The following is a 23173-nucleotide window of genomic DNA, read 5'->3' on the forward strand; positions in this document are numbered from 1 at the left end:
TCAGAGCACCTCGGTGACAGCAAATTGTTGCCGGGTGCCCGCCACCAGAATCTCCACCTCATCGCCCGCGAACTTGCCCAGCAGACTTTTGCCCAGCGGCGAGCGTGGGGTGATGACGGTGATCGGCTGACCCACCACGTCGACTTTCAGCCCCGCCGCATCCGGCGCCAGAAACAGCCATTGCTCGCGACCCTTTTGGTCCTCCAGACCGAGCAGGGCGCCGACTTCGATGCCGCGATTTTCGTCGTAGGCACGCAACGTCAGGTTCTGGCACAGCGCCAGTGACTGACGAATCTCCTCAACCCGCTTCGCCTGACCCGCCGCCAGATACGACGCCTCCAGCCCCAGCGTGTCGTATTTATTTTCGGCGATGTTTTCTTCGTGGGTCGCGGTTTCGTAGGCGGTTTGCGCGGCGCGTTCGGCGATGTCGAGGTCGATGCGCAGCTTGTCGAGAATCAACTGGTGGACGCTGTGTTTGTTCATGATCAATCGCAGAATTGCAAAACGTTGGCGCGGCTCTTTTCCGTCGGCGCGGTCTGGTCCTGCTGCAGCCAGAACTGGCATTTCGGGTTCGACGCATTGCGCGAATTGGCGCGCGCCTGATCCAGTCGGGCCTGCTGTTCATTCTTGCGCAGGTTTTCTTCGTACTGTTGGAACAGCGGCGTTGGCGGCGGTGCGACGTCCGGCTGTGGCTCGACTGCAACTGGCGGATTGGCCAATTGCTGCACCGCTTGAGCCACCGGGGCCAATTGCTCGGCAAAGATGAAGCGCGATAGCAGCCAGCAGGTCAGCGCAATCGCCAGGAACCCCAGCCACAGGCCCAGCGCAATGCTGCCGGTCAGATGCAGCGCGCTAAGCTGAACAGGCAAGGGACGACGCGGATTGGGACGGTAGGGCATGGCGGCCTCCTGGCGGATGGTTGCGGGCAAGCGGCGATTGTCGCACGAAGATTAATCGCCGTCGGCTCTTCTGCGCGAGCGCATTTATGCGGACAATCGAGGTCTTTTGCCAACGGGAGAACGGCATGCCTGAAGCGAAACCCCGCTGGGACATTTTCTGCACCGTGGTCGATAACTTCGGTGACATCGGCGTGACCTGGCGCCTGGCCCGGCAACTGGTGGCCGAACATGCCTTGCCGGTGCGCCTGTGGGTGGATGATCTACGCGCGTTCGAGCGCCTCTGTCCTGAGATCGATGTCGATGTTGTGCAGCAATGGCAGCAGGGCGTCGAGGTGCGTCAGTGGCCGAGCGAATGGCCGCACGCCGAGGCGGCCGACGTAGTCATCGCCGCCTTCGCCTGTCAGTTGCCCACTGATTACATGGACAGCATGGCTGCGCGGGAAACGCGGCCGCTGTGGCTCAACCTCGATTATCTCAGCGCCGAAGACTGGGTCACCGGCTGCCATGGCTTGCCGTCGGTGAAATACAAATCGGTGCAGAAGTTCTTCTTCTTTCCGGGCTTCAAGCCGGGCACCGGTGGCCTGCTGCGCGAATGCGGACTGCTCGAACAGCGTCGGCAGTTTCAGCAGGATCGACCGGCTCAGCGACATTTCCTGCAAGGTCTGGGTACTGATCCCGCGCCCGATGCGCAATTGATCTCGCTGTTTGCTTATGAAAATGCCGGGCTGGCCAGTTGGCTGGACGTGCTGGCGGCCGATGCGCGGCCGACTCACCTGCTGGTGCCGGAAGGGCGGATTCTCGGCGATGTGGCGCGCTGGCTGGGCGTGGAAACCTTGATGGTCGGTGCGATTCATGTGCGCGAGTCCCTGACCGTGCAAGTGCTGCCGTTCGTCCGTCAGGATCAATACGACCACCTGCTCTGGTGTTGCGATTTCAACGCGGTGCGCGGTGAAGACTCATTCGTGCGCGCGCAATGGGCGGGGCGGCCGATGCTCTGGCACATCTATCAGCAGGACGATGACATCCATCTGGACAAGCTCGACGCTTTCCTCGCGCTCTACACTCACGGCCTTTCGCCCGCTGCGGCGCAGGCGATGAACGGTCTGTGGCGAGCGTGGAGCGCCGGGCAACCGATCGGCGAGCACTGGCTGGCGGTGCGAAATCATTGGCCGGAACTCGAGGAAAATGCCGAGGCATGGTGTCTGGAACAGGCCTTGCAGGCGGATCTTGCCACGGCGCTGGTACAGTTTTATGTAAATTGGATATGATACGCGGCCTAGATTTTTGTAAATCCCATCCAAATTCGGATATTCGCAATGAAAACTGGTAAAGAACTCAAACCCGGTACAGTGATCCGTATCGACAACGATCCTTGGCTGGTTCAGAAAGCTGAATTCACCAAGTCGGGCCGTAACAGCGCGATCATGAAGACCAAGCTGAAGAACCTGCTGACCGGTTACAAGACCGAAACCGTTTACGGTGCGGACGACAAACTGGACGACGTGATCCTGGATCGTAAAGAAGCCACCCTGTCGTTCATCAGCGGTGACACTTACACGTTCATGGACACCACTGACTACACCATGTACGAGCTGAACGCCGAAGACATCGAAAGCGTTCTGCCTTTCGTTGAAGAAGGCATGACCGACGTTTGCGAAGCCGTGTTCTTCGAAGAGCGTCTGGTTTCCGTAGAGCTGCCGACCACCATCGTGCGTCAGGTTGACTACACCGAAGGCTCCGCTCGCGGTGACACTTCCGGCAAGGTGATGAAGCCTGCCAAACTGAAGAACGGTACCGAGCTGTCGGTTGCCGACTTCATCGAAATCGGCGACATGATCGAGATCGATACCCGCGAAGGCGGTTCCTACAAAGGCCGTGCGAAATAAGCACTGCTTTTTGCGGAAAGAAAAAACCCGACCATTGAGTCGGGTTTTTTTGTGCCTGCGCTTTGAGTTTCACACCTGTCCCATGTGGGAGCGAGCCTGCTCGCGAATGCGGTGTGTCATTCAATGAAGCGCTGTCTGACGGGACGCTTTCGCGAGCAGGCTCGCTCCCACAATGGGACTGTGGTTACTTCAAGTGTTGCTTCAGTTCTTCAGACGCCTGCAACATCGCCGAACGCACCGCAGGCACTTGGCTGACCACGTTGAGCAAACCGTAATCGTGGATCATGCCGTTGAACCGCACCGACGTTACCGGTACTCCGGCCTCATCGAGTTTGCGCGCATAGGCTTCGCCTTCGTCACGCAGCACGTCGGCGCTGGCAGTCTGCACCAGTGCAGGTGGCAGGCCTTTGAGCTGTGCGGTAGTAGCGCGCAGCGGTGAAGCGTAGATCTCGTTGCGCTGTTTGGCGTCGGTGGTGTAGTTGTCCCAGAACCACTTCATCATGTTGCGGGTGAGGAAGTGTCCTTCGGCGTACTGGTTGTACGAACCGGTGTCGAAGTTGGCATCGGTCACCGGCCACAGCAGTACCTGGAATTTGATCGCCGGGGTGCCCTTGTCCTTGGCCATCAGTGCAACCACTGCGGCCATGTTGCCGCCGACGCTGTTGCCGGCCACGGCCAGGCGCTTGCCATCGACGTTGATCTCTTTGCCGTGTTCCGCCACCCATTTGGTCGCAGCGTAGGCCTGGTTGATCGCCACCGGGTAATGCGCTTCCGGCGAAGGGGTGTAGTTGACGAAAACCGCCGCCGCCCCCGAACCGACCACCAGATCGCGCACCAGACGTTCGTGAGTCGGGAAGTCCCCCAGCACCCAGCCGCCGCCGTGGAAGAACATGAACACCGGCAGCTCACCCTTGACCCCGGCCGGCCGGACGATGGTCAGGCTCAGCGGTTGACCATCGACCTGCACCGTTTTCTCGCTGACATCGGCTTTGGGCAACGTCAACTTGACCCCGGACTGCGCGCCGACCAGCACGGCGCGGGCATCCTTGGGCGACAGCTGCTCGATCGGCTTGCCGCTGCCTGAGTTCAGCGCATCGAGAAATGCCTGGGTGTTGTGTTCGACATCACCGGCGAAAGCGCTGTGTACCGACAGGGCGAGAAGGGTACCGGTCAAGACTTTGCTGAAAGTGTTCATGTTCATTTTTCCTTGTTCGGGCCGGGGGCTTGAGTGATTACACAGTCACGTGCAGACGGACATCGACGTTGCCACGGGTGGCGTTGGAGTACGGGCAGACCTGGTGAGCGGCGTCGACCAGCGACTGCGCATCGGCTTGTTCCAGGCCTGGCAGACTGATGTGCAAATCGATGTCCAGACCGAAACCGCCAGGGATCTGGCCGATGCCGACGTGCGCGGTAATCGACGCGTCGTCAGGAATCTTGCGCTTGGTCTGGCTGGCGACGAACTTCAGCGCGCCGATGAAGCAGGCCGAGTAACCGGCAGCGAACAGTTGCTCAGGGTTGGTCGCCGCGCCGCCAGCACCGCCGAGTTCTTTCGGGGTGGCCAGTTTGACGTCCAGTACGTTGTCGCTGGAGATCGCACGACCGTCACGGCCGCCAGTGGAAGTTGCGATTGCGGTGTAGAGAGTTTGCATGGTGTGAGCCTCATGGGTTGTGGTTTTGTGCGCTAATTGTTTGCGCGCTAAGTAGGTGTGAAGAGAATGTATAGCGCTAATGTTTAGTGCGCAAGATAAATTTTTAATAAAAATCGCGTTTTGCTCAAGGGCATAGCGTGGAAGGGGCGGGTAAGGCCTGATTTAGAGCGCTTGACGAGGGAATTCAGGCGGGACAAATATTTTTGTTGGCGCTGAAATCAGTGTGGGAGCGAGCCTGCTCGCGAAGGCGTCGTGTCAGCCGAGACACGTTTTGACTGATCAATTGCCTTCGCGAGCAGGCTCGCTCCCACAGGGGGATGTAGCGGGGCTTAATTCAGGCTGTCTTGCAGATGTCCGCGCAGCGCTTGCAGCTCGCCCTGCAATTTCTGCAGACGTTCAAGGGTGAAGCCACTGGCGCCGAGAATGCACTGTGGCACGGTCTGCGCCTTGTCGCGCAAGGCTCGGCCCGCTGCGGTCAGTTCGACAATCACCACCCGCTCATCTTCGCGACTGCGGGTGCGGCTGAGCAGGCCTTCGGCTTCCAGGCGTTTGAGCAATGGCGTCAGCGATCCCGGATCGGTCAGCAGGCGTGCGCTGATTTCTCCGACAGTCAGACCGTCCTTCTCCCACAGCACCATCATCGCCAGATATTGCGGATAGGTCAGGCCCAGCGCCTGCAACAGCGGCTTGTAGACCTTGGTCATCATCAGCGAGGTCGAGTGCAGGGCGAAGCACGCCTGATTGTCGAGCAGAAGGTCGTCGCAGTTGTCGCGTTCGGAAGTCATGTCAAAGCCTTGATCGTTGATCGTTTTTTAATCTAGCGCTCGAATCTTTAAGGCGCCAGATAAATATGTCCGGCCTCAGTGCCGGGCGAATTGCCGTTGCAACGCCAGATCCCACGGCGGCACCGGACTGAAGCGGGTTTTCAGATATTCCAGCAATAACCGACTGCGCGAATGGACCTGCTGTTCCATGCGCAGCGCGTAAATGCCGGTGGACTCCGGCGGAGGCAGGCCATTTTCGCAGAACAGTGGCACCAGTTCGCCACGCAGCAGGTATTCGCTGGCCAGCCAGGTCGGCAAGTGTGCGACGCCCAGACCCGCCGCCGCGCCACACGCCAGAGCTTCGGCATTGTTGGCGCTCAGACGTACGCGCGATGGCCGGTGCAATTGCATTTGCCCGTCCACTTCGAATTTCCAGGCAAACGGCGGCGCAAGGCCTTCCCAGTCGAGCCCGTCGTGTTCACTCAACTGCGCCGGATGCTCGGGCACACCACGCTGCTTGAGATAGTCAGGGCTGGCACAGGCGACGCGGACCATGCTCGCCAATGGCGTGGCGACCAGGCGCGAGTCAGCCAACTGGCCGGTACGCAGCACCAGATCGACCTTGCCCAGGCTGCTGCCGGCCATGTCGCTGAAGCTGTCGATCAGGTGCATCTGCACATCGAGTCCCGGATACAGCAGGAGAAAATCGGCAATTACCGGCGCCAGATGTCGCCGCCCGAAAGCTGCTGGCGCATCGATGCGGATCAGGCCTTCCGGTGCGCTGCTCAACGACACCGCTTCGGCACGTGCCAGTTGCAACTCGGCGATGATCCGTCGCGCCCGTTCGGCGAAGGCCAGACCGGCCGAAGTCGGCAGCACGGCGTGGGTGCTGCGCACGAACAGCTGACTGCCGACGGCACTTTCCAGGCTGTCGATGCGCCGCGCCACGGCGGATGGGGTCAGCGGATGGCGGCGCGAAGCGGCAGAAAAGCTGCCACTTTCCAGCACATCGAGAAACAGGCCGAGCTGATCGGTCAATTGGTTGGGATTCATGGAAACCACGCTTGTGCAAAATCGGCATAGCCATTGTGCGTTGCTATGCGTTTCCCCGCTAGGCGCGAGTGCGTAGCATTGGCCGCCTGTCGTTAGAGGATTACCGTTGTGATGGATTTTCTGTTGTACCTGCTGTTCGGCGCCGCCCTTGGCACATTGGGCGGGATCTTTGGCATTGGCGGTGGCTTGATTGCGATCCCGTTGCTTGGCGTGTGGTTTGGGCTTGATCAGCAGATCGCCCAAGGCACGGCGCTGGTGATGGTGGTACCGAACGTGATGCTGGCGCTGTGGCGTTATCACCAGCGCAATCGCATCGAATTGCGCCATGCGCTGCCGCTGGCGGTGATGGGTTTCTGCTTTGCCTGGCTCGGCTCGATCTGGGCGGTGGGCATCGATGCGCAGACCATGCGCATCGGCTTTGTCGCCTTTCTGGTGGCGCTGTCGGCCTACAACCTGTTGAAGATGTTCGGCCCGCGCCCAGCGCCGACTGCCGAGATGCGCTATTCGTGGCCTTGGCTGGGCGTGCTCGGCGCCGCCTCGGGGACCATGGGCGGTCTGTTCGGCGTCGGCGGCGCGGTGGTGGCGACGCCGGTGCTGACCAGCCTGTTCGGCACCAGCCAAGTGGTCGCTCAGGGCTTGTCGCTGGCGCTGGCCCTGCCGAGCACTGGTGTAACCCTGGTGACCTACGCCGTGCACCATGAAGTCGACTGGATGATCGGTCTGCCTCTGGCGGTCGGTGGTCTGCTCAGCATCAGTTGGGGCGTGAAAGTTGCCCACGCCATGCCGGAAAAAATTCTGCGTGGGCTGTTTTGCGGCTTCCTCGTGCTGTGTGCGGTGATGCTCGCGTTTAAAGTTTGAAGCCCTCGACAATGTGCTCGGCCAGGCACTCGGTGATCGGCGACGGGTTGTTAAGATTGCGGATCAGCATGATGCTCGCCTCGGGCAGCAGCGGCAGGTCTTCGGCGGCGCCAAGGATGCGCATGTCCGGGGTGATCAGGCTTTCCAGTTGCGCGGTGATCGCCAGCCCTGCGCTGACCACGGCCATCAGCGCCGACAGGCTGCTGCTGTTGTAGGCGATGCGGTAATCGCGGCCCATCGCGTCCAGCGCATTGCACGCCCACAGGCGGCAGAAACAATCACTGTTGAACATCGCCAGGGGCAGCGGCGTCTGTTCGTGGGCGCTGAAGTTCTGCGCCTCGGCCCAGACAAAGCGCTCCTTGCGCAGCAACTGGCCGATCTCGTTGCCCGGCTCACGGGTGACGATCGACAAATCCAGATCAGTGCGCTGCAACAGTTGTTTGGTCGATTCGCAATGCACCTCGATCTGGATCAGCGGATAGAACTGCGCAAACCGCGACAGGATCCCCGGCAGAAAACGCATCACGTAATCATCCGGCGTACCGATGCGCACGGTGCCGACCATGTGCGGCTCGCGCAGGGTGTTGAACACCTCACTGTGCAGTTTGAGGATGCGCCGTGCATAACCGAGCAGCACCTGGCCTTCGGCCGTCAAGCGCACCTGGCGCCCATCACGCTCGAACAGCTGGCGCTGCAACACGTCTTCTTCCAGGCGTTTCATCTGCATGCTCACCGCCGACTGGGTGCGGTTGACCATCTCGCCAGCACGGGTGAAACCGCCCTGATCGGCAATCGCGACAAAGGTGCGCAGGACATCGGTATCGATACTGGGGTAGGCGGACAATTGATGAATCTCCGTGATGCATGCCATCAGAAACATTCGTTGGATTGATCTTAGCGCTGGCGCGAGACTTGAGCCATCCACAAAAGGAGGCAAGACGATGAAAGGTCAAAGAGAGTATGCAAGCCAAGAACAGCTGTCCGGCCACGGCCATATCGTGTCCGATCTGCTGCACAAATTCAGCCGCTGGTATGAGCTGCATCGTGAACGGGAAATGCTCGCCGGGCTCAGCGACGAAGCGCTGAAGGACATCGGCATCAGCCGCGCCGATGTGGAGCATGAAACCGTGCGGCCGTTCTGGGACGACCCGATGCATAAATGATGAGGCTATCGCTACACAAACCCCTTTCAGGTGAGGTAGGTTGCGAGCAGACATGGAGGAATAAATGCCCGCGACAGTGTCCTTTTCCCTCAAACAGGCGCGACGTCTGGCGCTGGCTGCCCAAGGGTTCAACGGGCGCCAGCCGCCGAACGTCAATGCCAGTCATCTGAACCGGCTGATCGAACGGCTGGGCCTGCTGCAAATCGATTCCGTCAATGCCGTGGTGCGCTCGCACTACCTGCCGCTGTTTTCCCGTCTCGGTTGCTATCCATCTGACTTGCTCGACCAGGCTGCCTGGAGTTCGGGCCGTCGGCGCACGCTGTTCGAATACTGGGGCCATGAAGCGTCGTTGCTGCCGCTGTCGATGTTTCCGTTGCTGCGCTGGCGCATGCAGCGGGCCAAGCGTGGCGAAGACATCTATCAGCAATTGGCGAGGTTTGGTCGCGAACAACAGGAAACCATCCGCCGCGTGCTGACTGCGGTTGAGGAGCGGGGCGCGCTTGGCGCCGGCAGTCTGTCGACCCGCGAAGACAAGGCCGGGCCATGGTGGGACTGGAGTGCCGAGAAACATGCGCTGGAATGGTTGTTCGCCGCCGGTGAGGTCACAGTGGCGGGGCGACGCGGTTTCGAGCGCTTGTACGATTTGCCCGAGCGGGTGATTCCTTCTGCGATCCTGCAACAGCCCACGCCGGACGAGGCCGAGGCGCAACGCAGTTTACTGTTGCATGCGGCGCAAGCGTTGGGCGTTGGTACGGAAAAAGACCTGCGTGATTACTTTCGCCTGAGCCCTGCGGATGCGCGGCCGCGTCTGGCTGAACTGGTTGAGGCGGGGCAATTGCAGATGTGCGAAGTCGCCGACTGGCGGCAGATCGCCTATTGCCTGCCGGAGCCCAAAGTGCCGCGCAAGGTCATCGCCAGTGCGCTGCTATCGCCGTTCGATTCGCTGATCTGGGAACGCAGCCGCACCGAGCGCCTGTTTGATTTCCGCTATCGCCTGGAAATCTACACACCGCAGCCCAAGCGCGTGTATGGCTATTACGTACTGCCGTTTTTGCACAACGAGCGGATCGCCGCGCGGGTTGATCTGCGCGCCGAACGGGCGGCAGGGCAGTTGGCGGTGCATGCGGTGCATGAGGAAGAATCGGGACTGGACGAGGAGGGCATGCTGGCGCTGGCGCTGAATTTGCGGCGGATGGCGGGTTGGCTGGGTTTGGCGCGGGTGCAGTTGAATTGTCAGCGCGAGAGTGCGGGGCGGTTGCGGGTGGCATTGGCGCGGATTGAGGTTGCCTGAGCCGGCCCTTCGCGAGCAGGCTCGCTCCCACAGGGAAACGCATTGCAAATGTGGGAGCGAGCCTGCTCGCGAATTGGGGCTACTCGGTCTAGCGGCGGACTTGCTTCAGGGTCTCGGCAATCAAAAACGCCAATTCCAGCGACTGATCGGCATTCATCCGTGGATCGCAGTGGGTGTGATAACGGTCGGACAAGCCATCCTCGGTAATCGGTCGGGCGCCGCCGATGCACTCGGTGACATTCTGCCCGGTCATCTCGATATGAATGCCGCCGGCATAACTGCCTTCCGCTTCGTGCACCTGGAAAAACTGCTTCACCTCGCCAAGGATCTGCGCGAAGTCACGGGTCTTGTAGCCGCTGCTGGCCTTGATGGTGTTGCCGTGCATCGGGTCGGAGCTCCACAGCACTTGCTTGCCTTCGCGCTGGACCGCGCGGATCAGTGCCGGTAGATGATCGCCGACCTTGTTCGCACCCATCCGCGCGATCAGGTTCAAACGCCCCGGATCGTTGTCCGGGTTGAGCACGTCGATCAGGCGGATGAGATCATCGGGGTCCATGCTCGGGCCGACCTTGACGCCGATCGGGTTGTTCACCCCGCGCAGGAATTCAACGTGCGCGCCGTCGAGCTGACGCGTGCGGTCGCCGATCCACAGCATGTGCGCCGAGCAATCGTAGTAATCGTTGGTCAGGCTGTCGCGGCGCACGAAGGCTTCTTCGTAGTTCAGCAGCAAGGCTTCGTGGGCGGTGAAGAAACTGGTTTCGCGCAGTTGCGGCGAGCTGTCCATGCCGCAGGCGCGCATGAATGCCAAAGTTTCATCGATGCGGTCGGCGAGATGGCTGTACTTCTCGGCCAGCGCCGAGTTGGCGATGAAATCCAGGTTCCACTTGTGCACTTGGTGCAGGTCGGCAAAACCGCCCTGAGCGAAAGCGCGTAACAGATTCAGAGTCGCTGTGGACTGATGATAGGACTGCAGCAAACGCTCTGGATCCGGCACGCGGCTCTTTTCGTCGAAGCCGATGCCGTTGACGATGTCGCCGCGATAGGCCGGCAGGGTCACGCCGCCGATGGTTTCGTCGTTGGCCGAACGCGGCTTGGCGAACTGACCCGCCATGCGCCCGACCTTGACCACTGGGCAACCGGCAGCGAAGGTCATGACGATCGCCATCTGCAGCAACACTTTAAAGGTGTCGCGAATCTTCGCTGCGGAGAATTCAGCGAAGCTTTCCGCGCAATCGCCGCCCTGCAACAGAAACGCGCGACCCTGGGTAACTTCGGCGAACTGGCGGCGCAGCTCGCGCGCTTCGCCGGCGAACACCAGCGGCGGATAGCTGGCCAGGGTTTGCTCGACCTGGCGCAGGTGCGCGGCGTCGGGGTATTGCGGTTGTTGCTGGATCGGCAGGGCGCGCCAGCTGTCAGGGCTCCACGGTTGGCTCATCACGGTCTCGAAGTTCGTACGCAGGGAAGCGCCATGTTAGCAGCAATTAGTGCGTGACCTGCTCCCGCCCCATCGCCGACAATCGCCGCTTTGCCACGGCGCCACAGCGGTGCCATCGCGTCACCGCGCCCGGTGACCATCAGGAGACGAAATGACTGAGGAGCGCGTCGAGCATCTGCTCGCCGAAGTACAGGATGAGTTCGGCGTGATTCGCGTGCTGGAAGTGGCCGATTACCGCTTTCTCGAGTTCGGCGATGCGATCGAGCAGAGCTGCGTGTTCACTGCCGACCCGAGCTGGCTGGAGTACGACTACACCCGCGCCATGCTGATCGGTGCGCTGTGCCACGAGCAGCCGGAGAGCGCGCTGTTTCTCGGTTTGGGTGCGGGCACACTGACCCAGGCTTGCCTGAAGTTTCTGCCGCTCGAAGACGTCGAGGCCATCGAACTGCGCCCGGACGTGCCGCGCCTGGCCATTGAATACCTCGGTCTGGATGATGATCCGCGTTTGTACATCCGCGTCGGCGATGCGCTGGAATTGCTGCCGACTGCCGAGCCGGCGGATCTGATTTTCGTCGACCTCTATACCGATGTCGGCCCCGGGGTCGGGCATCTGGCCTGGAGTTTTCTCGGCGATTGTCAGAAGCGCCTGAATCCGGGCGGCTGGCTGGTGATCAACCAGTGGGCCACCGACGATGGCAAGCCGCTCGGCGCGGCATTGTTGCGCGGCCTCTATCACCGGCATTACTGGGAATTGCCGGTGAAGGAGGGCAACGTGATTCTGATTATCCCGGCGGATCTCGATCAGGCGCTGGACATGCAGGCGCTGACCCAGCGGGCCGAAGCGCTGGCGCCGCAGTTGGGGTACTCGTTGCAGTCGTTGATCAACGCGATTCGCCCGGCGACCTGAGCCGGCAGTACCGCCCCCTTCGCGAGCAGGCTCGCTCCCACATTTGAAATGCGTTCGACCTGTGGGAGCGAGCCTGCTCGCGAAAAGGCCCTGACAGGCAGCAGATTCTTCACACCCCTTTGAAAATCCCTGGCCGCCGCTCCACCAGCGATCTCACCCCCTCCCGGGCATCTTCAGTGGCGAGCAACTTCTTCACCAGCGCCGGTAACGCTTGCGCCGCCGCTGTCTCACCCTCATAGCGCGCCTGCCGCGCTGACATCAAGGTCGCCTGCACGCCCAGCGGTGCTTGCCGGGCAATCCGTTCGGCCAGCTCGATCGCGCGGGGCAGCAAGTCTTCACTGGCCATCACTTCCTGGACCAAGCCCAGATGCAACGCATCGTGTGCATCAAACTCGTCGCCGGTGAGCAACCAGCGCATCGCATTGCCCCAGCCGGCGATCTGCTGGAAACGCAAAGTCGCCCCGCCAAACGGAAAAATCCCACGTTGCACTTCCATCTGCGCGAAGCGGGTATTGCTCGCGCACAGATTGATGTCCGCCGCCAGCATCAGCTCGATGCCGATAGTCAGGCAGTAACCCTGCGCGGCGACGATTACCGGCTTGCTCACCCGTGGCCCGACGAAAACGCCCCAGGGATCGCACCCGCCTGTCGGAACCTGCCAGCCTTCGGCCAGAGCCGCGCTGGCATTGACCAGATCAAGCCCGGCGGTGAAGTGCTCGCCGTGGCCGAACACCACGGCGACCCGCGCTTCGCGGTCGGCTTCGAACTCGCCGTAGGCCAGGCTCAAGTCGTTGAGCAGGTCGATATCGAAAGCGTTGCGCTTGGCCGCCCGATCGAGGCCGATCAAGTGCACATGACCACGACGTTCTCGGCTGACGCGGCCGGCGCAGGGCTGATTCATGGCTAAATCCTCAAGCGGGAAGGGCGGGTGCGCGGCGCTTTGCCGCAGGTCGGTGAACCGTTTAAGCGTCATCGCCCGCAGGGCCGGGCCTTTGCAAAATAGACCGTTGCGCGATTATCCGCAAAACCCCGTTACACGGCGGTGACACACGGATAAGGGCCACAAAAAAAGCTCCCTTTTCGGGCGAAATCCGGTATAGTGCGCGCCGGCCTTTAACCGGGCCGCGTTTAGGTAGCGCATTTCCCGAAGTCAGCTTCGGCTGCACGTCCGCATTGCGGGCTCTTCCTTGACGATTCATCTTCATTCATTCGTTTTCGCAAATCCCCGCCGACAAAGCTGCCAGGGCGACTCTTGAGTCTCAACACGGCATGCGCAGCTTTGGAGCATGGGTCTTTGCGGATGCACTTAGAGGCAGACCCATGACCCAGGAAACCGGCGGATTCGCCGCTTTTAATCTCAACCCGAATATTCTTGCAGCCGTCGCAGCGACTGGCTACGAAGAGCCTTCGGCGATTCAGCAGCAATCGATCCCGATCATCATGGCCGGCCAGGACATGATTGGCCAGGCGCAAACCGGTACCGGTAAAACCGCCGCGTTCGCACTGCCTATTCTGCACCGCATCGATCCTGCCAAGCGCGAACCGCAAGCCCTGATCCTGGCGCCAACCCGAGAGTTGGCGCTGCAAGTAGCAACCGCTTTTGAAACCTACGCCAAGCAAATGCCAGGCGTCACCGTCGTGGCTGTCTACGGCGGCGCGCCGATGGGCCCGCAACTCAAGGCAATCCGTAATGGCGCACAGATTGTTGTCGCTACTCCGGGTCGTCTGTGCGACCACCTGCGTCGCGACGAGAAAGTCCTGTCGACCGTGAACCATCTGGTTCTCGACGAAGCTGACGAAATGTTGAAGCTGGGCTTCATGGATGACCTGGAAGTCATCTTCAAGGCTCTGCCATCGACCCGCCAGACCGTGCTGTTCTCGGCGACCCTGCCGCAGTCGATCCGCGCCATTGCCGAACGCCATCTGCGCGATCCGCAACACGTCAAGATCCAGACCAAGACCCAGACCGTTACCGCGATCGAACAGGCTCACCTGTTGGTTCACGCTGACCAGAAAACCTCGGCCGTGCTCAGCCTGCTGGAAGTCGAAGACTTCGACGCCCTGATCATGTTCGTGCGCACCAAGCAAGCCACTCTGGACCTGGCCAGCGCCCTCGACGCCAAAGGCTACAAAGCCGCCGCGTTGAACGGTGACATCGCCCAGAACCAGCGTGAGCGCGTCATCGACTCGCTGAAAGATGGCCGTCTGGACATCGTTGTCGCCACCGACGTTGCTGCCCGTGGTCTGGACGTTCCGCGCATCACTCACGTGTTCAACGTTGACATGCCGTACGACCCGGAATCCTACGTGCACCGTATCGGCCGTACCGGCCGTGCCGGTCGCGAAGGTCGCGCCCTGCTGCTGGTGACTCCACGTGAGCGCCGCATGCTGCAAGTGATCGAGCGCGTAACCGGTCAGAAAGTTGCCGAAGTGCGTCTGCCGGACGCTCAAGCCGTTCTCGATGCTCGCATCAAGAAACTGACCAACAGCCTTTCGCCGCTGGTTGCTGATGCCGAATCGACTCACGGTGAGCTGCTCGACCGCCTGACCGCCGACATCGGTTGCACCCCGCGTGCACTGGCCGCTGCGCTGCTGCGCAAAGCCACCAATGGTCAAGCGCTGAACCTGGCCGCAATCGAGAAGGAACGTCCACTGGTGCCGAACAACGCACCGCGTGGCGACCGTCCTGAGCGTTCCGGTGATCGTCCTGATCGTGGTGACCGCGAGCGTCGCGCGCCAATGCCTTTGGGCGAAGGCCGTGCTCGTTGCCGTACCGCGCTGGGCGCGCGTGACGGTATCGCTGCGAAAAACCTGCTGGGCGCCATCCTCAACGAAGGCGGTCTGGCCCGTGAAGCGATCGGTCGCATCCAGGTGCGTGACAGCTTCAGCCTCGTCGAGCTGCCGGAAGAAGGTCTGGAAAAACTCCTGACCAAACTGAAGGACACTCGCGTGGCCGGTAAGCAGCTCAAGCTGCGTCGCTACCGCGAAGATTGATCCGCCCTCGGGCTGATTGATCGCACATAAAAAATCCCCGACTGGTTCGGGGATTTTTTTTGCCTGCTCATCGGGCGACACAACACCTTGTGGGAGCTGGCTTGCCAGCGATGACGTCAGCCGAAGCGATAAATATCCATACCCAGCGCCCCCATCGTGAAACCCTGATGCGCCACGCTGAAAACCCCGCCAGCACCGCGAGCAAAGTACAGCGGCAACAAATGCTCATCACTCGGGTGACTGCGCACGGCATTCGGCGCCTGCTGGCGATAATCATGCAGCGCTGTTTCATCGTCGGCCGCCAGCTTGTCGATCATCCAGTCACGGAAATCCCGCGCCCACGGTTCAACGCTTTCCGGGCCGGCATGCCAATCCAGCTCCCGGAGGTTGTGGGTGATGCTGCCGGAGCCGATCAACAGAATGCCGTGTTCGCGCAGGCTCGCCAGTGCACGGCCAACTCGCGTCTGCAATGCCGGTCCGCCGCGACTCGGCAACGAGACTTGCACCACCGGAATATCGGCCTGCGGATACATCAAAGACAGTGGCACCCAAACACCATGATCGAACGGTCGTTGCGGATCGAGCCGCGCCGGCAGGTCATTGGCGTTCAGCAGTTGAGCCACCTCGGCGGCCAGCTGCGGATTGCCCGGTGCCGGGTACTGCACTTCAAACAGCGCACGGGGGAAACCGCCGAAGTCGTGCCAGGTTTCCGGGTGCGAGTGGCTGCTGACCAGCAGTTCCTGGCTTTCCCAGTGCGCCGAGACGATGACAATGGCGTTGGGGCGCGGCAGTTCAGCGGCCAGTCGCGCCAGTGCCGGGCCGCTGGCACCGGGCTCCAGCGCCAGCATCGGTGAACCGTGGGAGATAAACAGGCTGGGCAACATAGACGGGCTCCTGAGCGCTAAGATGAACCATCTTCAGTCAGATCATCGATCTGAATCCAATATAAGTTTCTGCGGTTTTTCATCGGTTTTTCGGGAGTGATCCATGCAGCCTGAGTTTTGGTACAAGAAATGGGATTCGAACCAGATCGGCTTTCATCAGGCCGAGGCCAACCCGTATTTGCAGCGCTATTGGCCGGAGCTGGCGATTGCACCGTCGGCGCGTGTGCTGGTGCCGCTGTGCGGGAAGAGTCTGGATCTGCTCTGGCTTGCCGGGCAGGGACACCAGGTGATTGGGGTTGAGCTAGCGGAAAAGGCTGTCGAGGAGTTTTTCAGCGAACATCAGTTGCAACCGCAGATCAGCGAGCAGGGCGCATTCAAGGTTTATCGCAGTGTTGCGTTCGAATTGTGGTGCGGTGATTTTTTTGCGCTGACGGCCGAGGACGTCGCAGATTGTACTGCGCTGTATGACCGCGCCGCGCTGATTGCCTTGCCGGACGCGATGCGCCAGCGCTACGCGGCGCATTTGCAGCACTTGCTGGCGCCGGAGATGAAAGGGCTGGTGATTACCCTGGATTACGATCAGACGCAGATCCCGGGACCGCCGTTTGCGGTGAATGATGATGAGGCGCAGCGGCTGCTGGGCCAGGGTTGGCAGCTGGAGAAACTGGAAGAGCGAGATATTCTGGCTGAGAGCCCGAAGTTTCTGCAGGGCGGGGTTGAGTGGTTGGTGGAGCGGGTTTATCGGGTTTCTTCCAGATAGTTTTTTATTAGCAGCTCCGGCGTCTTCGCGAGCAGGCTCGCTCCCACAGGGGAATGCGTTTCAAAGGTGGGAGCGAGCCTGCTCGCGAATGGGACTTTGCTGACAACGCATGATCTGAAGATACAAAAAAAGGCCCGCATCACTGCGGGCCTTCTTTTTTATTGCGATCAAATCAACCGCGACGACGCAGTGCGTCAATACGCTCTTCCAGCGGCGGGTGGCTCATGAACATGCGTGCGAAGCCCTGTTTGATGCCACCGTTGATGCCGAAGGCGTTCAGGGTGTCGGGCATATGCACCGGCAGGCCCTGTTCGGCGCGCAGACGTTGCAGAGCACCAATCATCGCGCTGGTACCGGCCAGGCGGGCGCCGGCTTCGTCGGCACGGAATTCGCGCTTGCGCGAGAACCACATGACGATTGCGCTGGCGAGGATGCCCAGCACCAGTTCGGCGAAGATGGTTGCCACGTAATAGGCGATGCCCTGGCCTTCTTCGTTCTTGAAGATGACCTTGTCGACGAAGTTGCCGATGATCCGCGCGAAGAACATCACAAAGGTGTTCACCACGCCCTGGATCAGCGCCAGCGTGACCATGTCGCCGTTGGCGACGTGACCGATTTCGTGGGCCAGTACGGCTTTCACTTCATCGGGCGAGAAACGCTCGAGCAGGCCCTGGCTGACCGCGACCAGCGCGTCGTTCTTGTTCCAGCCGGTGGCGAAAGCATTCGCTTCGTAGGCCGGGAAAATCCCGACTTCAGGCATCTTGATCCCGGCTTCGCGGGACAATTGCTCGACCGTTTGCAGCAGCCATTGCTCATGACGAGTGCGTGGCTGGCTGATGATTTGCGTACCGGTGCTCATCTTCGCCATCCACTTGGAGATGAACAGCGAGAACAGCGAGCCGGCGAAACCAAAGACCGCACAGAAGACCAGCAGCTGACTGAGGTCGAGGTCGACCCCGTTGGCCGCCATGAACCCGTTGAAGCCGAACAGGCTCAGGGTGATGCTGGCTATCAGCACGACCGCCAGGTTAGTGGCCAAAAACAGCAGGATGCGCATCATGGTTGTAGAACTCTCCTCAAGCTAAAGATGTAGCGTACTGCGGGGTATATAAGGTGCGGCACCGGGCTATTCAACCGAGTGACTATTTCAAACTGTGTCCTACAGCGGTTTCTTGAGGAAAAAGAAAATTCCCACCCTCGATTCCGACACGGATGACACAGCCTTTCGCCCCGCCGCCATTAGGTCAGACACGTCTGTACGGCTCGCATCGCAAGTGTAGAAGGGCTGCAAAGGCGCGGAACAAAGATGTGTTGCTGAATCAGACAGTGCGCAACAGCCAATCCGTTGCGCACTGCAGGCCGGTTACTGGCGGTAGGACTTGAGGAAGTTGCCGATGCGGCCGATGGCCATTTCCAGATCATCGACGCGGGGCAGGGTGACAACACGGAAGTGATCCGGCCACGGCCAGTTGAATGCCGTGCCCTGGACCACCAGCAGTTTTTCGGAAAGCAGCAGGTCGAGAACGAATTTTTCGTCGTTGTGGATCGGGCAGACCTTCGGGTCGATTTTCGGGAACGCGTACAACGCGCCCATTGGCTTCACGCAGCTGACGCCGGGAATATCGTTGAGCAACTCCCAGGTGCGATTACGCTGCTCCAGCAGGCGACCCTGCGGCAGCACCAGATCGTTGATGCTCTGGTAGCCGCCCAGCGCGGTCTGGATTGCGTGCTGGCTCGGCACGTTGGCGCACAGGCGCATGTTGGCCAGCATGTCGATGCCTTCGATGTAGCTCTGCGCGTTGTGTTTCGGCCCGGAGATGGCGATCCAGCCGGAGCGGAAACCGGCCACGCGGTAGGATTTCGACAGGCCGTTGAACGTCAGGCAGAGCAGATCCGGCGCCAGCGAGGCAGTGCAGATATGCACGGCGTCGTCATAAAGAATCTTGTCGTAGATCTCGTCCGAGAACACCACCAGGTTGTGCGCGCGGGCGATTTCCAGCATGCCCAGCAACACTTCCTTCGAATACACCGCACCCGTCGGGTTGTTCGGGTTGATGATCACCATGGCCTTGGTGTTCGGGGTGATCTTGGCCTTGATGTCGGCCAGATCCGGAAACCAGTCGGCGCCTTCGTCGCACAGATAATGCACGGCGTTACCGCCAGCGAGGCTGACGGCAGCGGTCCACAGCGGATAGTCCGGGGCTGGCACCAGCACTTCGTCGCCGTTGTTGAGCAGCGCCTGCAGCGACATCACGATCAGCTCGGACACACCGTTGCCCAAGTAGATGTCTTCGATGCCGACACCTTCAACCTGCTTCTGCTGGTAGTACTGCATCACCGCCTTGCGTGCGCTGAACAGGCCTTTGGAGTCGCTGTAACCTTGCGCGGTCGGCAGGTTGCGGATCACGTCCTGGAGGATTTCGTCCGGCGCTTCGAAACCAAACGGCGCCGGGTTGCCGATGTTCAGCTTGAGGATGCGCTGGCCTTCCTCTTCCAGTCGTTTGGCGTGCTTGAGCACCGGGCCGCGAATGTCGTAGCAGACGTTGGCGAGCTTGTTCGATTTGCTGAACTGCATGGCGATGTGATCCCGAAAATGAACGATCCAGGCGGCAAATGGACAACCGTACTGGGATTGCTGCGTCTTCGCACAGGCGGAGGTCTGGCGCTTTAGCGCTCAGAATCCGTTTGAATGCACCCGGTCTGGCTGCCAGACTGGCGCGTGACGAGGCGCAATCATACGTGCCGCCCGATCCGTGGAAAAGGTACAGATCGGGCTTTTTCAGCCGCTGAGGTGTGATGATGGAAAAGTTGCAGAAAACCCTGGAAGAATGGCGTGCCATGCTCGACCCCGAGCAGTACAACGTCTGCCGTCTGAGTGCCACCGAGCGTCCGTTCTCGGGCAAATACAACGACACCAAAACCGACGGTGTCTACCACTGTGTCTGCTGCGACGAGCCGCTGTTCGACTCCAAGACCAAATTCGACTCCGGCTGCGGCTGGCCGAGCTTTTACGCGCCGATCGGCGATAGCGCGATGACTGAGATCCGCGACACCAGCCACGGCATGATTCGCACTGAAGTGAAGTGCGCGCGCTGTGATGCGCATCTGGGGCACGTATTCCCGGATGGCCCGCCACCGACCGGCCTGCGTTATTGCATCAACTCGGTGTGCCTGAATCTCGAGCCCCGGGAATAACCGAAACAGGCGACATCGTGTCGCCTTTTTATCGGTCAATTAGATTGCACGCAATTAAATTGCTCGTTATGTTTACGCCTTCCTCACCATTGCGGAGCCGACTCATGAGCGACAACCTGCTGAATATCCCGTGCACCACCATCAAGGGTGAGCAAAAGACCTTGGCCGATTTCGCCGGCAAAGCCGTGCTGGTGGTCAATACCGCGAGCAAGTGTGGCTTCACTCCGCAATACAAAGGTCTCGAAGAACTCTGGCAGACCTACAAGGATCAAGGGCTGGTGGTACTGGGTTTCCCCTGCAACCAGTTCGGCAAACAGGAGCCGGGCAATGAGGGCGCCATCAGCGAGTTCTGCGAACTGAATTTCGGCGTCAGCTTCCCGCTGTTCAAGAAGATCGACGTCAACGGCGCCGATGCTCATCCGCTTTTCGTGCAGTTGAAGAAGCGCGCCCCGGGCGTGCTCGGCTCGCAGGGCATCAAGTGGAATTTCACCAAGTTCCTGATCGGCAAGGATGGCCAGTTGGTCAAGCGTTTCGCCCCGACGACCAAGCCGCAAGACCTGAGCGGCGAGATCGAAGCTCTGCTGAAATGAGCCTGGCGGTTGATTCGCTGAAGCTCGACAGCCAGTTGTGCTTCAAGCTGTACGCGGCCTCGCGGGCGGTGATTCGCGCCTACAAGCCGATGCTCGATCAGTTGGGCCTGACCTACCCGCAGTACCTGGCGATGCTGGTGCTGTGGGAATGGCAGGATGCTGCGCCGGAGCAACCGACGGTCAAGGCCTTGGGCGAACGTCTGGCGCTGGACTCGGGGACGTTGACTCCTCTGCTCAAGCGTCTGGAGCAGAGCGATCTGGTCCAGCGTCGGCGCTCGGCGCGGGATGAACGCGAGATGCACCTGAGCCTGACGCCTGCCGGAACAGCACTGCGCGAGCAGGTCGGGCCACTCAAGGCGCGACTGCTCTGCGACAGTGGCGTAGATCTCGACCGGCTCAATGATTTGCGCGCCGGCCTCGATCACTTGCTCGGGCAGATCAAAGGGCTTTCGTAGTCGGCATCCACTGATCAAGCAGCGCGGCGAGTTCTTCGCGGCGAAACGGTTTGGCCAGATAGTCGCTCATGCCCGCCGCGCGGCAGCGTTCGCGTTCCTCGGACATGGCATTGGCGGTCAGCGCGACAATCGGCAGATTCGGCCAGCGCCCGCTCTGGCGAATCTGCCGACTGGCTTCATAGCCATCCATCACCGGCATGTTGCAGTCCATCAGCACCAGATCGAAATCGGCAAACTCCAGCTGATCCAGCGCCTCGGCACCATGGCCGGCCACCACTACATCGCAGCCAAGCTTGCCGAGCATGCCTTTGGCGACCAGTTGATTGACCGGGTTGTCCTCGACCAGCAGCACCTTGCCCCGGCGCGCGGACGGCAAGGCATCCGCTTGTGCTTCGTTGAGGGTGGCGGCGTCCGGTTGCAGAATCCGTCGCAGATGCTGGTACAGCGCGTTGCGCGCCAGCGGCCGGGCTTGCTGCTGCAAGGGGGCGAGGGCGGCGGCTTCTTCGCTGGGCAGAAAACTGCCGTAAGCAGTCACCAGCAGAATCGGCGCGGTGATGCTAGGGCGCAGACCGAACAGGCATTCCGGGCAATCGGTGATCAGCACATCCGGACTCAGGCCCAGCAGCGAATCATCAATAGTGCGCTGCGTGTATTCCAGGCCCCACACCGGCAACAGGCTTTTCAGCAATTCCGCCAAGCCACTGCTGGCAGCGGTGATGGCGAGAACCTTGCCGCGTAACGGTATCGGCGGCAGCGCGCGGGTGTGAGAGGGCAGTGGCAGTTCGGCGCAGAACTGGCTGCCGAAGCCGCTTTCGGAGCTGATGGTCAGCCGACCCTGCATCGCTTCGCACAGGTTGTACGTCAGCGCCAGTCCCAGCCCGGTGCCGCCGTACTGACGGGTGATACCAGCGCCGGCCTGGGTGAACGGTTGGAAGATTTTCACCTGCGCTTCCTGGGCTATGCCGATGCCGGTGTCGCAGACTTCGATGCGCACGCCACCCTTGTACGCCGACAGACGCACATCGACCCGACCGAAACGGGTGAATTTCAACGCGTTGGACAGCAGGTTGCTGACGATCTGCCGCACCCGGGTCGGGTCGCCCAGCACCAGCGCCGGGAAGTGCGGCTCGATCAGACAGGTCAGCTCGACGCTTGGCGCGGCGTTCTGCGAAAGCAGGTTGGCGGTGTCTTCGATCAGCGAGCCGAGGTCGAAGGGGATGTTTTCCAGCTCCAGTTGCCCGGCGTCGAATTTCGACAGGTCGAGAATATCGTTGAGCAGTTCCACCAGCACCTTGCCCGAGTCGTGGGCGATCGACAGTTGTTGCTGCTGCTCGGCGTTGAGCGGGCCGTCCAGCGACAGCGCGATCATCCCCAGCAGACCGTTGAGTGGTGTACGGATTTCATGGCTCATGTTGGCCAGAAACGCCGAACGCGCTTCGGCCATGTCCAGTGCAGTACGGCGTGCCACTTCCAGTTCTTCGTTGGACTGGCTGAGGCGGGCGTTGATTGCCTTGAGTTCGGCGGTGCGCGCCGAGACGATGTCTTCCAGTTGCGCGAGGTATTCGGTCAGGCGATTTTCCGCGGTGCGCCGTTGCTGGATTTCGGTGGCGATGTTCTCGAACTGCTGATTGGCGACCTTGACCAGCACGCCGATTTCATCGTTGCCGTGGCCGGCCGGGCACTCGAGCGTGGTCGGCTCGGCGCTGCGCGGGTCGCGACCGCTGAGCTCACGGATGACCCGCACCAACGGCTTGGTCAGCATCACGTAGAACAGCGCCAGGAGGATCCCGGTCAGCAGCAGGCTGCGGGCAAAACCGTTGAGCAGGGTGACTTCCGCGCGGCGCAGGAAGCGGCTGCCGAAGGCATAAGTGTCGACTTCAAGCTTGAGGACGCCGAGGGATTCGTTGGGCAAGTGGTCGAGGTACAGACGATCTTCGAAATGACGCTTGGCGCCGAACAGGAAGTCGCTGATCAGCCGATAGCTGCTCTGCAGTTCCGGGCGTTTGACGCTGGCCAGCACGGTATCGTTGTTGTCGATCAGTTGCGCGGCGATGATCGCGGGCGAGCGCAGCAGGCCGAGGGTGAGCTCCTGCGCGAGCTCGGCGTCGATGTTATAGGCGATGCGCGAGGCCGGATTGTGGCTGATTTCCAGCAGCGCGAGGATTTCACGGTTGATGGAAGCGTCTTCGCTGGCATAATCGATGCCGATCTGCAGCAGACTGAGCAGGGTGCCCAGAATGAACCCGACCAGCACGGTAAGCCTGGCTTGCTTGTAAGACAGCCGGTGGGTGAATTTGATATCCATGGGTTGTTGAACCACTTCCGTTTCCCTTCGCTGCTCAAGCATAGTCGATCATGCAGGGATACCGAGGTTCCCGAATCGCCTT

General features: G+C 60.8%; 24 protein-coding genes. 11 read left to right on the plus strand and 13 right to left on the minus strand.

All coding sequences use genetic code 11. From position 1 onward, the window contains the following. Both AC0Z5Z_RS20295 and AC0Z5Z_RS20300 read right to left on the minus strand, forming a co-directional pair. A complete protein-coding gene (locus AC0Z5Z_RS20295) occupies nt 1–483 on the minus strand; it encodes a GreA/GreB family elongation factor (RefSeq protein WP_485611568.1) in 483 nt (160 codons plus the stop codon). A gap of 2 nt (nt 484–485) precedes the next feature. Beyond that, the gene (locus tag AC0Z5Z_RS20300; RefSeq protein ID WP_150742516.1) at nt 486–899 is read right to left on the minus strand and encodes a hypothetical protein; all 414 of its coding nucleotides are present in this window, start codon (nt 897–899) and stop codon (nt 486–488) included. Nucleotides 900–1024: 125 nt separating this feature from the next. Here AC0Z5Z_RS20300 and earP point away from each other — a divergent pair, with 125 nt between their 5' ends. Next, nucleotides 1025–2167, plus strand: coding sequence for an elongation factor P maturation arginine rhamnosyltransferase EarP (gene earP / locus AC0Z5Z_RS20305; RefSeq protein WP_485611569.1), 1143 nt, complete (start codon nt 1025–1027; stop codon nt 2165–2167). A gap of 48 nt (nt 2168–2215) precedes the next feature. After that, nucleotides 2216–2785 carry an elongation factor P gene (locus AC0Z5Z_RS20310; protein WP_003226785.1) on the plus strand — a complete coding sequence of 190 codons (570 nt, stop codon included), beginning with the start codon at nt 2216–2218 and terminating at the stop codon, nt 2783–2785. Between the two features lie 184 nt (nt 2786–2969). On the opposite strand, the gene AC0Z5Z_RS20315 is transcribed toward AC0Z5Z_RS20310, so the two are convergent. From AC0Z5Z_RS20315 to AC0Z5Z_RS20330, 4 genes are all read right to left on the minus strand, one after another. Next, nucleotides 2970–3980 (minus strand): alpha/beta hydrolase, encoded by a 1011-nt coding sequence (locus tag AC0Z5Z_RS20315; RefSeq protein WP_041478416.1) that lies wholly within the window; start codon nt 3978–3980, stop codon nt 2970–2972. A 37-nt stretch (nt 3981–4017) separates the two neighbouring features. Then, complete coding sequence (locus AC0Z5Z_RS20320; RefSeq protein WP_007940002.1) at nt 4018–4437, minus strand: organic hydroperoxide resistance protein; 420 nt, start codon at nt 4435–4437, stop codon at nt 4018–4020. 329 nt (nt 4438–4766) lie between these two features. Further along, nucleotides 4767–5222, minus strand: a complete 456-nt coding sequence (locus AC0Z5Z_RS20325; RefSeq protein WP_323620453.1) for a MarR family winged helix-turn-helix transcriptional regulator — start codon at nt 5220–5222, stop codon at nt 4767–4769. Between the two features lie 75 nt (nt 5223–5297). After that, nucleotides 5298–6254, minus strand: a complete 957-nt coding sequence (locus tag AC0Z5Z_RS20330; protein WP_016770867.1) for a LysR family transcriptional regulator — start codon at nt 6252–6254, stop codon at nt 5298–5300. Between the two features lie 111 nt (nt 6255–6365). Here AC0Z5Z_RS20330 and AC0Z5Z_RS20335 point away from each other — a divergent pair, with 111 nt between their 5' ends. Next, nucleotides 6366–7112, plus strand: a complete 747-nt coding sequence (locus tag AC0Z5Z_RS20335; RefSeq protein ID WP_221264894.1) for a sulfite exporter TauE/SafE family protein — start codon at nt 6366–6368, stop codon at nt 7110–7112. Here AC0Z5Z_RS20335 and AC0Z5Z_RS20340 read toward each other — a convergent pair. Continuing rightward, nucleotides 7102–7956 carry a LysR substrate-binding domain-containing protein gene (locus AC0Z5Z_RS20340; protein ID WP_174823892.1) on the minus strand — a complete coding sequence of 285 codons (855 nt, stop codon included), beginning with the start codon at nt 7954–7956 and terminating at the stop codon, nt 7102–7104. The two genes, AC0Z5Z_RS20335 and AC0Z5Z_RS20340, sit on opposite strands and share 11 nt — an antisense overlap. Before the next feature lie 97 nt (nt 7957–8053). Between AC0Z5Z_RS20340 and AC0Z5Z_RS20345 the strand changes: the two genes are divergently transcribed. Next, complete coding sequence (locus AC0Z5Z_RS20345) at nt 8054–8275, plus strand: DUF1127 domain-containing protein (RefSeq protein WP_016770864.1); 222 nt, start codon at nt 8054–8056, stop codon at nt 8273–8275. A 64-nt stretch (nt 8276–8339) separates the two neighbouring features. Continuing rightward, nucleotides 8340–9566, plus strand: coding sequence for a winged helix-turn-helix domain-containing protein (locus AC0Z5Z_RS20350; protein WP_485611570.1), 1227 nt, complete (start codon nt 8340–8342; stop codon nt 9564–9566). 88 nt (nt 9567–9654) lie between these two features. On the opposite strand, the gene AC0Z5Z_RS20355 is transcribed toward AC0Z5Z_RS20350, so the two are convergent. Further along, nucleotides 9655–11001 (minus strand): class II 3-deoxy-7-phosphoheptulonate synthase, encoded by a 1347-nt coding sequence (locus AC0Z5Z_RS20355; protein WP_095182202.1) that lies wholly within the window; start codon nt 10999–11001, stop codon nt 9655–9657. A gap of 151 nt (nt 11002–11152) precedes the next feature. On the opposite strand from AC0Z5Z_RS20355, the gene AC0Z5Z_RS20360 reads away from it, so the two are divergent. Further along, complete coding sequence (locus AC0Z5Z_RS20360; protein ID WP_056788491.1) at nt 11153–11908, plus strand: spermidine synthase; 756 nt, start codon at nt 11153–11155, stop codon at nt 11906–11908. 109 nt (nt 11909–12017) lie between these two features. On the opposite strand, the gene AC0Z5Z_RS20365 is transcribed toward AC0Z5Z_RS20360, so the two are convergent. After that, nucleotides 12018–12809, minus strand: coding sequence for a crotonase/enoyl-CoA hydratase family protein (locus AC0Z5Z_RS20365; RefSeq protein ID WP_056788494.1), 792 nt, complete (start codon nt 12807–12809; stop codon nt 12018–12020). A 419-nt stretch (nt 12810–13228) separates the two neighbouring features. Here AC0Z5Z_RS20365 and AC0Z5Z_RS20370 point away from each other — a divergent pair, with 419 nt between their 5' ends. Next, the gene (locus AC0Z5Z_RS20370) at nt 13229–14902 is read left to right on the plus strand and encodes a DEAD/DEAH box helicase (RefSeq protein WP_016770859.1); all 1674 of its coding nucleotides are present in this window, start codon (nt 13229–13231) and stop codon (nt 14900–14902) included. Nucleotides 14903–15018: 116 nt separating this feature from the next. Here the strand turns inward: AC0Z5Z_RS20370 and AC0Z5Z_RS20375 are convergent, their stop codons facing one another. After that, nucleotides 15019–15786 carry a DODA-type extradiol aromatic ring-opening family dioxygenase gene (locus AC0Z5Z_RS20375; RefSeq protein ID WP_095182201.1) on the minus strand — a complete coding sequence of 256 codons (768 nt, stop codon included), beginning with the start codon at nt 15784–15786 and terminating at the stop codon, nt 15019–15021. Between the two features lie 103 nt (nt 15787–15889). Between AC0Z5Z_RS20375 and AC0Z5Z_RS20380 the strand changes: the two genes are divergently transcribed. Next, a complete protein-coding gene (locus AC0Z5Z_RS20380) occupies nt 15890–16546 on the plus strand; it encodes a thiopurine S-methyltransferase (RefSeq protein WP_315435975.1) in 657 nt (218 codons plus the stop codon). Between the two features lie 172 nt (nt 16547–16718). On the opposite strand, the gene htpX is transcribed toward AC0Z5Z_RS20380, so the two are convergent. Together htpX and AC0Z5Z_RS20390 are read right to left on the minus strand one after the other, a co-directional pair. Beyond that, entirely contained in the window at nt 16719–17606 is an 888-nt protein-coding gene (gene htpX / locus AC0Z5Z_RS20385; RefSeq protein ID WP_007908619.1) for a protease HtpX, read from the minus strand. Between the two features lie 303 nt (nt 17607–17909). Then, nucleotides 17910–19121 carry a pyridoxal phosphate-dependent aminotransferase gene (locus tag AC0Z5Z_RS20390; RefSeq protein ID WP_016770856.1) on the minus strand — a complete coding sequence of 404 codons (1212 nt, stop codon included), beginning with the start codon at nt 19119–19121 and terminating at the stop codon, nt 17910–17912. Between the two features lie 224 nt (nt 19122–19345). On the opposite strand from AC0Z5Z_RS20390, the gene msrB reads away from it, so the two are divergent. From msrB to AC0Z5Z_RS20405, 3 genes are all read left to right on the plus strand, one after another. Then, nucleotides 19346–19741 (plus strand): peptide-methionine (R)-S-oxide reductase MsrB, encoded by a 396-nt coding sequence (gene msrB, locus AC0Z5Z_RS20395; protein WP_095182199.1) that lies wholly within the window; start codon nt 19346–19348, stop codon nt 19739–19741. Nucleotides 19742–19845: 104 nt separating this feature from the next. Further along, on the plus strand, nt 19846–20331 hold the full coding sequence (locus AC0Z5Z_RS20400) for a glutathione peroxidase (protein ID WP_133339387.1): 486 nt from the start codon (nt 19846–19848) through the stop codon (nt 20329–20331). Beyond that, on the plus strand, nt 20328–20786 hold the full coding sequence (locus tag AC0Z5Z_RS20405; RefSeq protein WP_095182197.1) for a MarR family winged helix-turn-helix transcriptional regulator: 459 nt from the start codon (nt 20328–20330) through the stop codon (nt 20784–20786). The genes AC0Z5Z_RS20400 and AC0Z5Z_RS20405 overlap by 4 nt, the downstream gene beginning before the upstream one ends. Here AC0Z5Z_RS20405 and AC0Z5Z_RS20410 read toward each other — a convergent pair. Continuing rightward, nucleotides 20770–23091: a hybrid sensor histidine kinase/response regulator gene (locus AC0Z5Z_RS20410; RefSeq protein ID WP_252886602.1), complete on the minus strand. Its 2322-nt coding sequence runs from the start codon at nt 23089–23091 to the stop codon at nt 20770–20772. The genes AC0Z5Z_RS20405 and AC0Z5Z_RS20410 overlap by 17 nt on opposite strands. Between the last annotated feature and the right edge of the window lie 82 nt (nt 23092–23173).

This window comes from Pseudomonas sp. 1L-E-NC-VB-C3 (assembly GCF_057291535.1).

Excerpts from the sequence above, each read along its gene's own strand:
- AC0Z5Z_RS20295 (WP_485611568.1), bottom strand. The coding sequence starts at position 483 with ATGAACAAACACAGCGTCCACCAGTTGATTCTCGACAAGCTGCGCATC.
- AC0Z5Z_RS20300 (WP_150742516.1), bottom strand. The coding sequence starts at position 899 with ATGCCCTACCGTCCCAATCCGCGTCGTCCCTTGCCTGTTCAGCTTAGC.
- earP (WP_485611569.1), top strand. The coding sequence starts at position 1,025 with ATGCCTGAAGCGAAACCCCGCTGGGACATTTTCTGCACCGTGGTCGAT.
- AC0Z5Z_RS20310 (WP_003226785.1), top strand. The coding sequence starts at position 2,216 with ATGAAAACTGGTAAAGAACTCAAACCCGGTACAGTGATCCGTATCGAC.
- AC0Z5Z_RS20315 (WP_041478416.1), bottom strand. The coding sequence starts at position 3,980 with ATGAACACTTTCAGCAAAGTCTTGACCGGTACCCTTCTCGCCCTGTCG.
- AC0Z5Z_RS20320 (WP_007940002.1), bottom strand. The coding sequence starts at position 4,437 with ATGCAAACTCTCTACACCGCAATCGCAACTTCCACTGGCGGCCGTGAC.
- AC0Z5Z_RS20325 (WP_323620453.1), bottom strand. The coding sequence starts at position 5,222 with ATGACTTCCGAACGCGACAACTGCGACGACCTTCTGCTCGACAATCAG.
- AC0Z5Z_RS20330 (WP_016770867.1), bottom strand. The coding sequence starts at position 6,254 with ATGAATCCCAACCAATTGACCGATCAGCTCGGCCTGTTTCTCGATGTG.
- AC0Z5Z_RS20335 (WP_221264894.1), top strand. The coding sequence starts at position 6,366 with ATGGATTTTCTGTTGTACCTGCTGTTCGGCGCCGCCCTTGGCACATTG.
- AC0Z5Z_RS20345 (WP_016770864.1), top strand. The coding sequence starts at position 8,054 with ATGAAAGGTCAAAGAGAGTATGCAAGCCAAGAACAGCTGTCCGGCCAC.
- AC0Z5Z_RS20350 (WP_485611570.1), top strand. The coding sequence starts at position 8,340 with ATGCCCGCGACAGTGTCCTTTTCCCTCAAACAGGCGCGACGTCTGGCG.
- AC0Z5Z_RS20355 (WP_095182202.1), bottom strand. The coding sequence starts at position 11,001 with ATGAGCCAACCGTGGAGCCCTGACAGCTGGCGCGCCCTGCCGATCCAG.
- AC0Z5Z_RS20360 (WP_056788491.1), top strand. The coding sequence starts at position 11,153 with ATGACTGAGGAGCGCGTCGAGCATCTGCTCGCCGAAGTACAGGATGAG.
- AC0Z5Z_RS20365 (WP_056788494.1), bottom strand. The coding sequence starts at position 12,809 with ATGAATCAGCCCTGCGCCGGCCGCGTCAGCCGAGAACGTCGTGGTCAT.
- AC0Z5Z_RS20370 (WP_016770859.1), top strand. The coding sequence starts at position 13,229 with ATGACCCAGGAAACCGGCGGATTCGCCGCTTTTAATCTCAACCCGAAT.
- AC0Z5Z_RS20375 (WP_095182201.1), bottom strand. The coding sequence starts at position 15,786 with ATGTTGCCCAGCCTGTTTATCTCCCACGGTTCACCGATGCTGGCGCTG.
- AC0Z5Z_RS20380 (WP_315435975.1), top strand. The coding sequence starts at position 15,890 with ATGCAGCCTGAGTTTTGGTACAAGAAATGGGATTCGAACCAGATCGGC.
- htpX (WP_007908619.1), bottom strand. The coding sequence starts at position 17,606 with ATGATGCGCATCCTGCTGTTTTTGGCCACTAACCTGGCGGTCGTGCTG.
- AC0Z5Z_RS20390 (WP_016770856.1), bottom strand. The coding sequence starts at position 19,121 with ATGCAGTTCAGCAAATCGAACAAGCTCGCCAACGTCTGCTACGACATT.
- msrB (WP_095182199.1), top strand. The coding sequence starts at position 19,346 with ATGGAAAAGTTGCAGAAAACCCTGGAAGAATGGCGTGCCATGCTCGAC.
- AC0Z5Z_RS20400 (WP_133339387.1), top strand. The coding sequence starts at position 19,846 with ATGAGCGACAACCTGCTGAATATCCCGTGCACCACCATCAAGGGTGAG.
- AC0Z5Z_RS20405 (WP_095182197.1), top strand. The coding sequence starts at position 20,328 with ATGAGCCTGGCGGTTGATTCGCTGAAGCTCGACAGCCAGTTGTGCTTC.
- AC0Z5Z_RS20410 (WP_252886602.1), bottom strand. The coding sequence starts at position 23,091 with ATGGATATCAAATTCACCCACCGGCTGTCTTACAAGCAAGCCAGGCTT.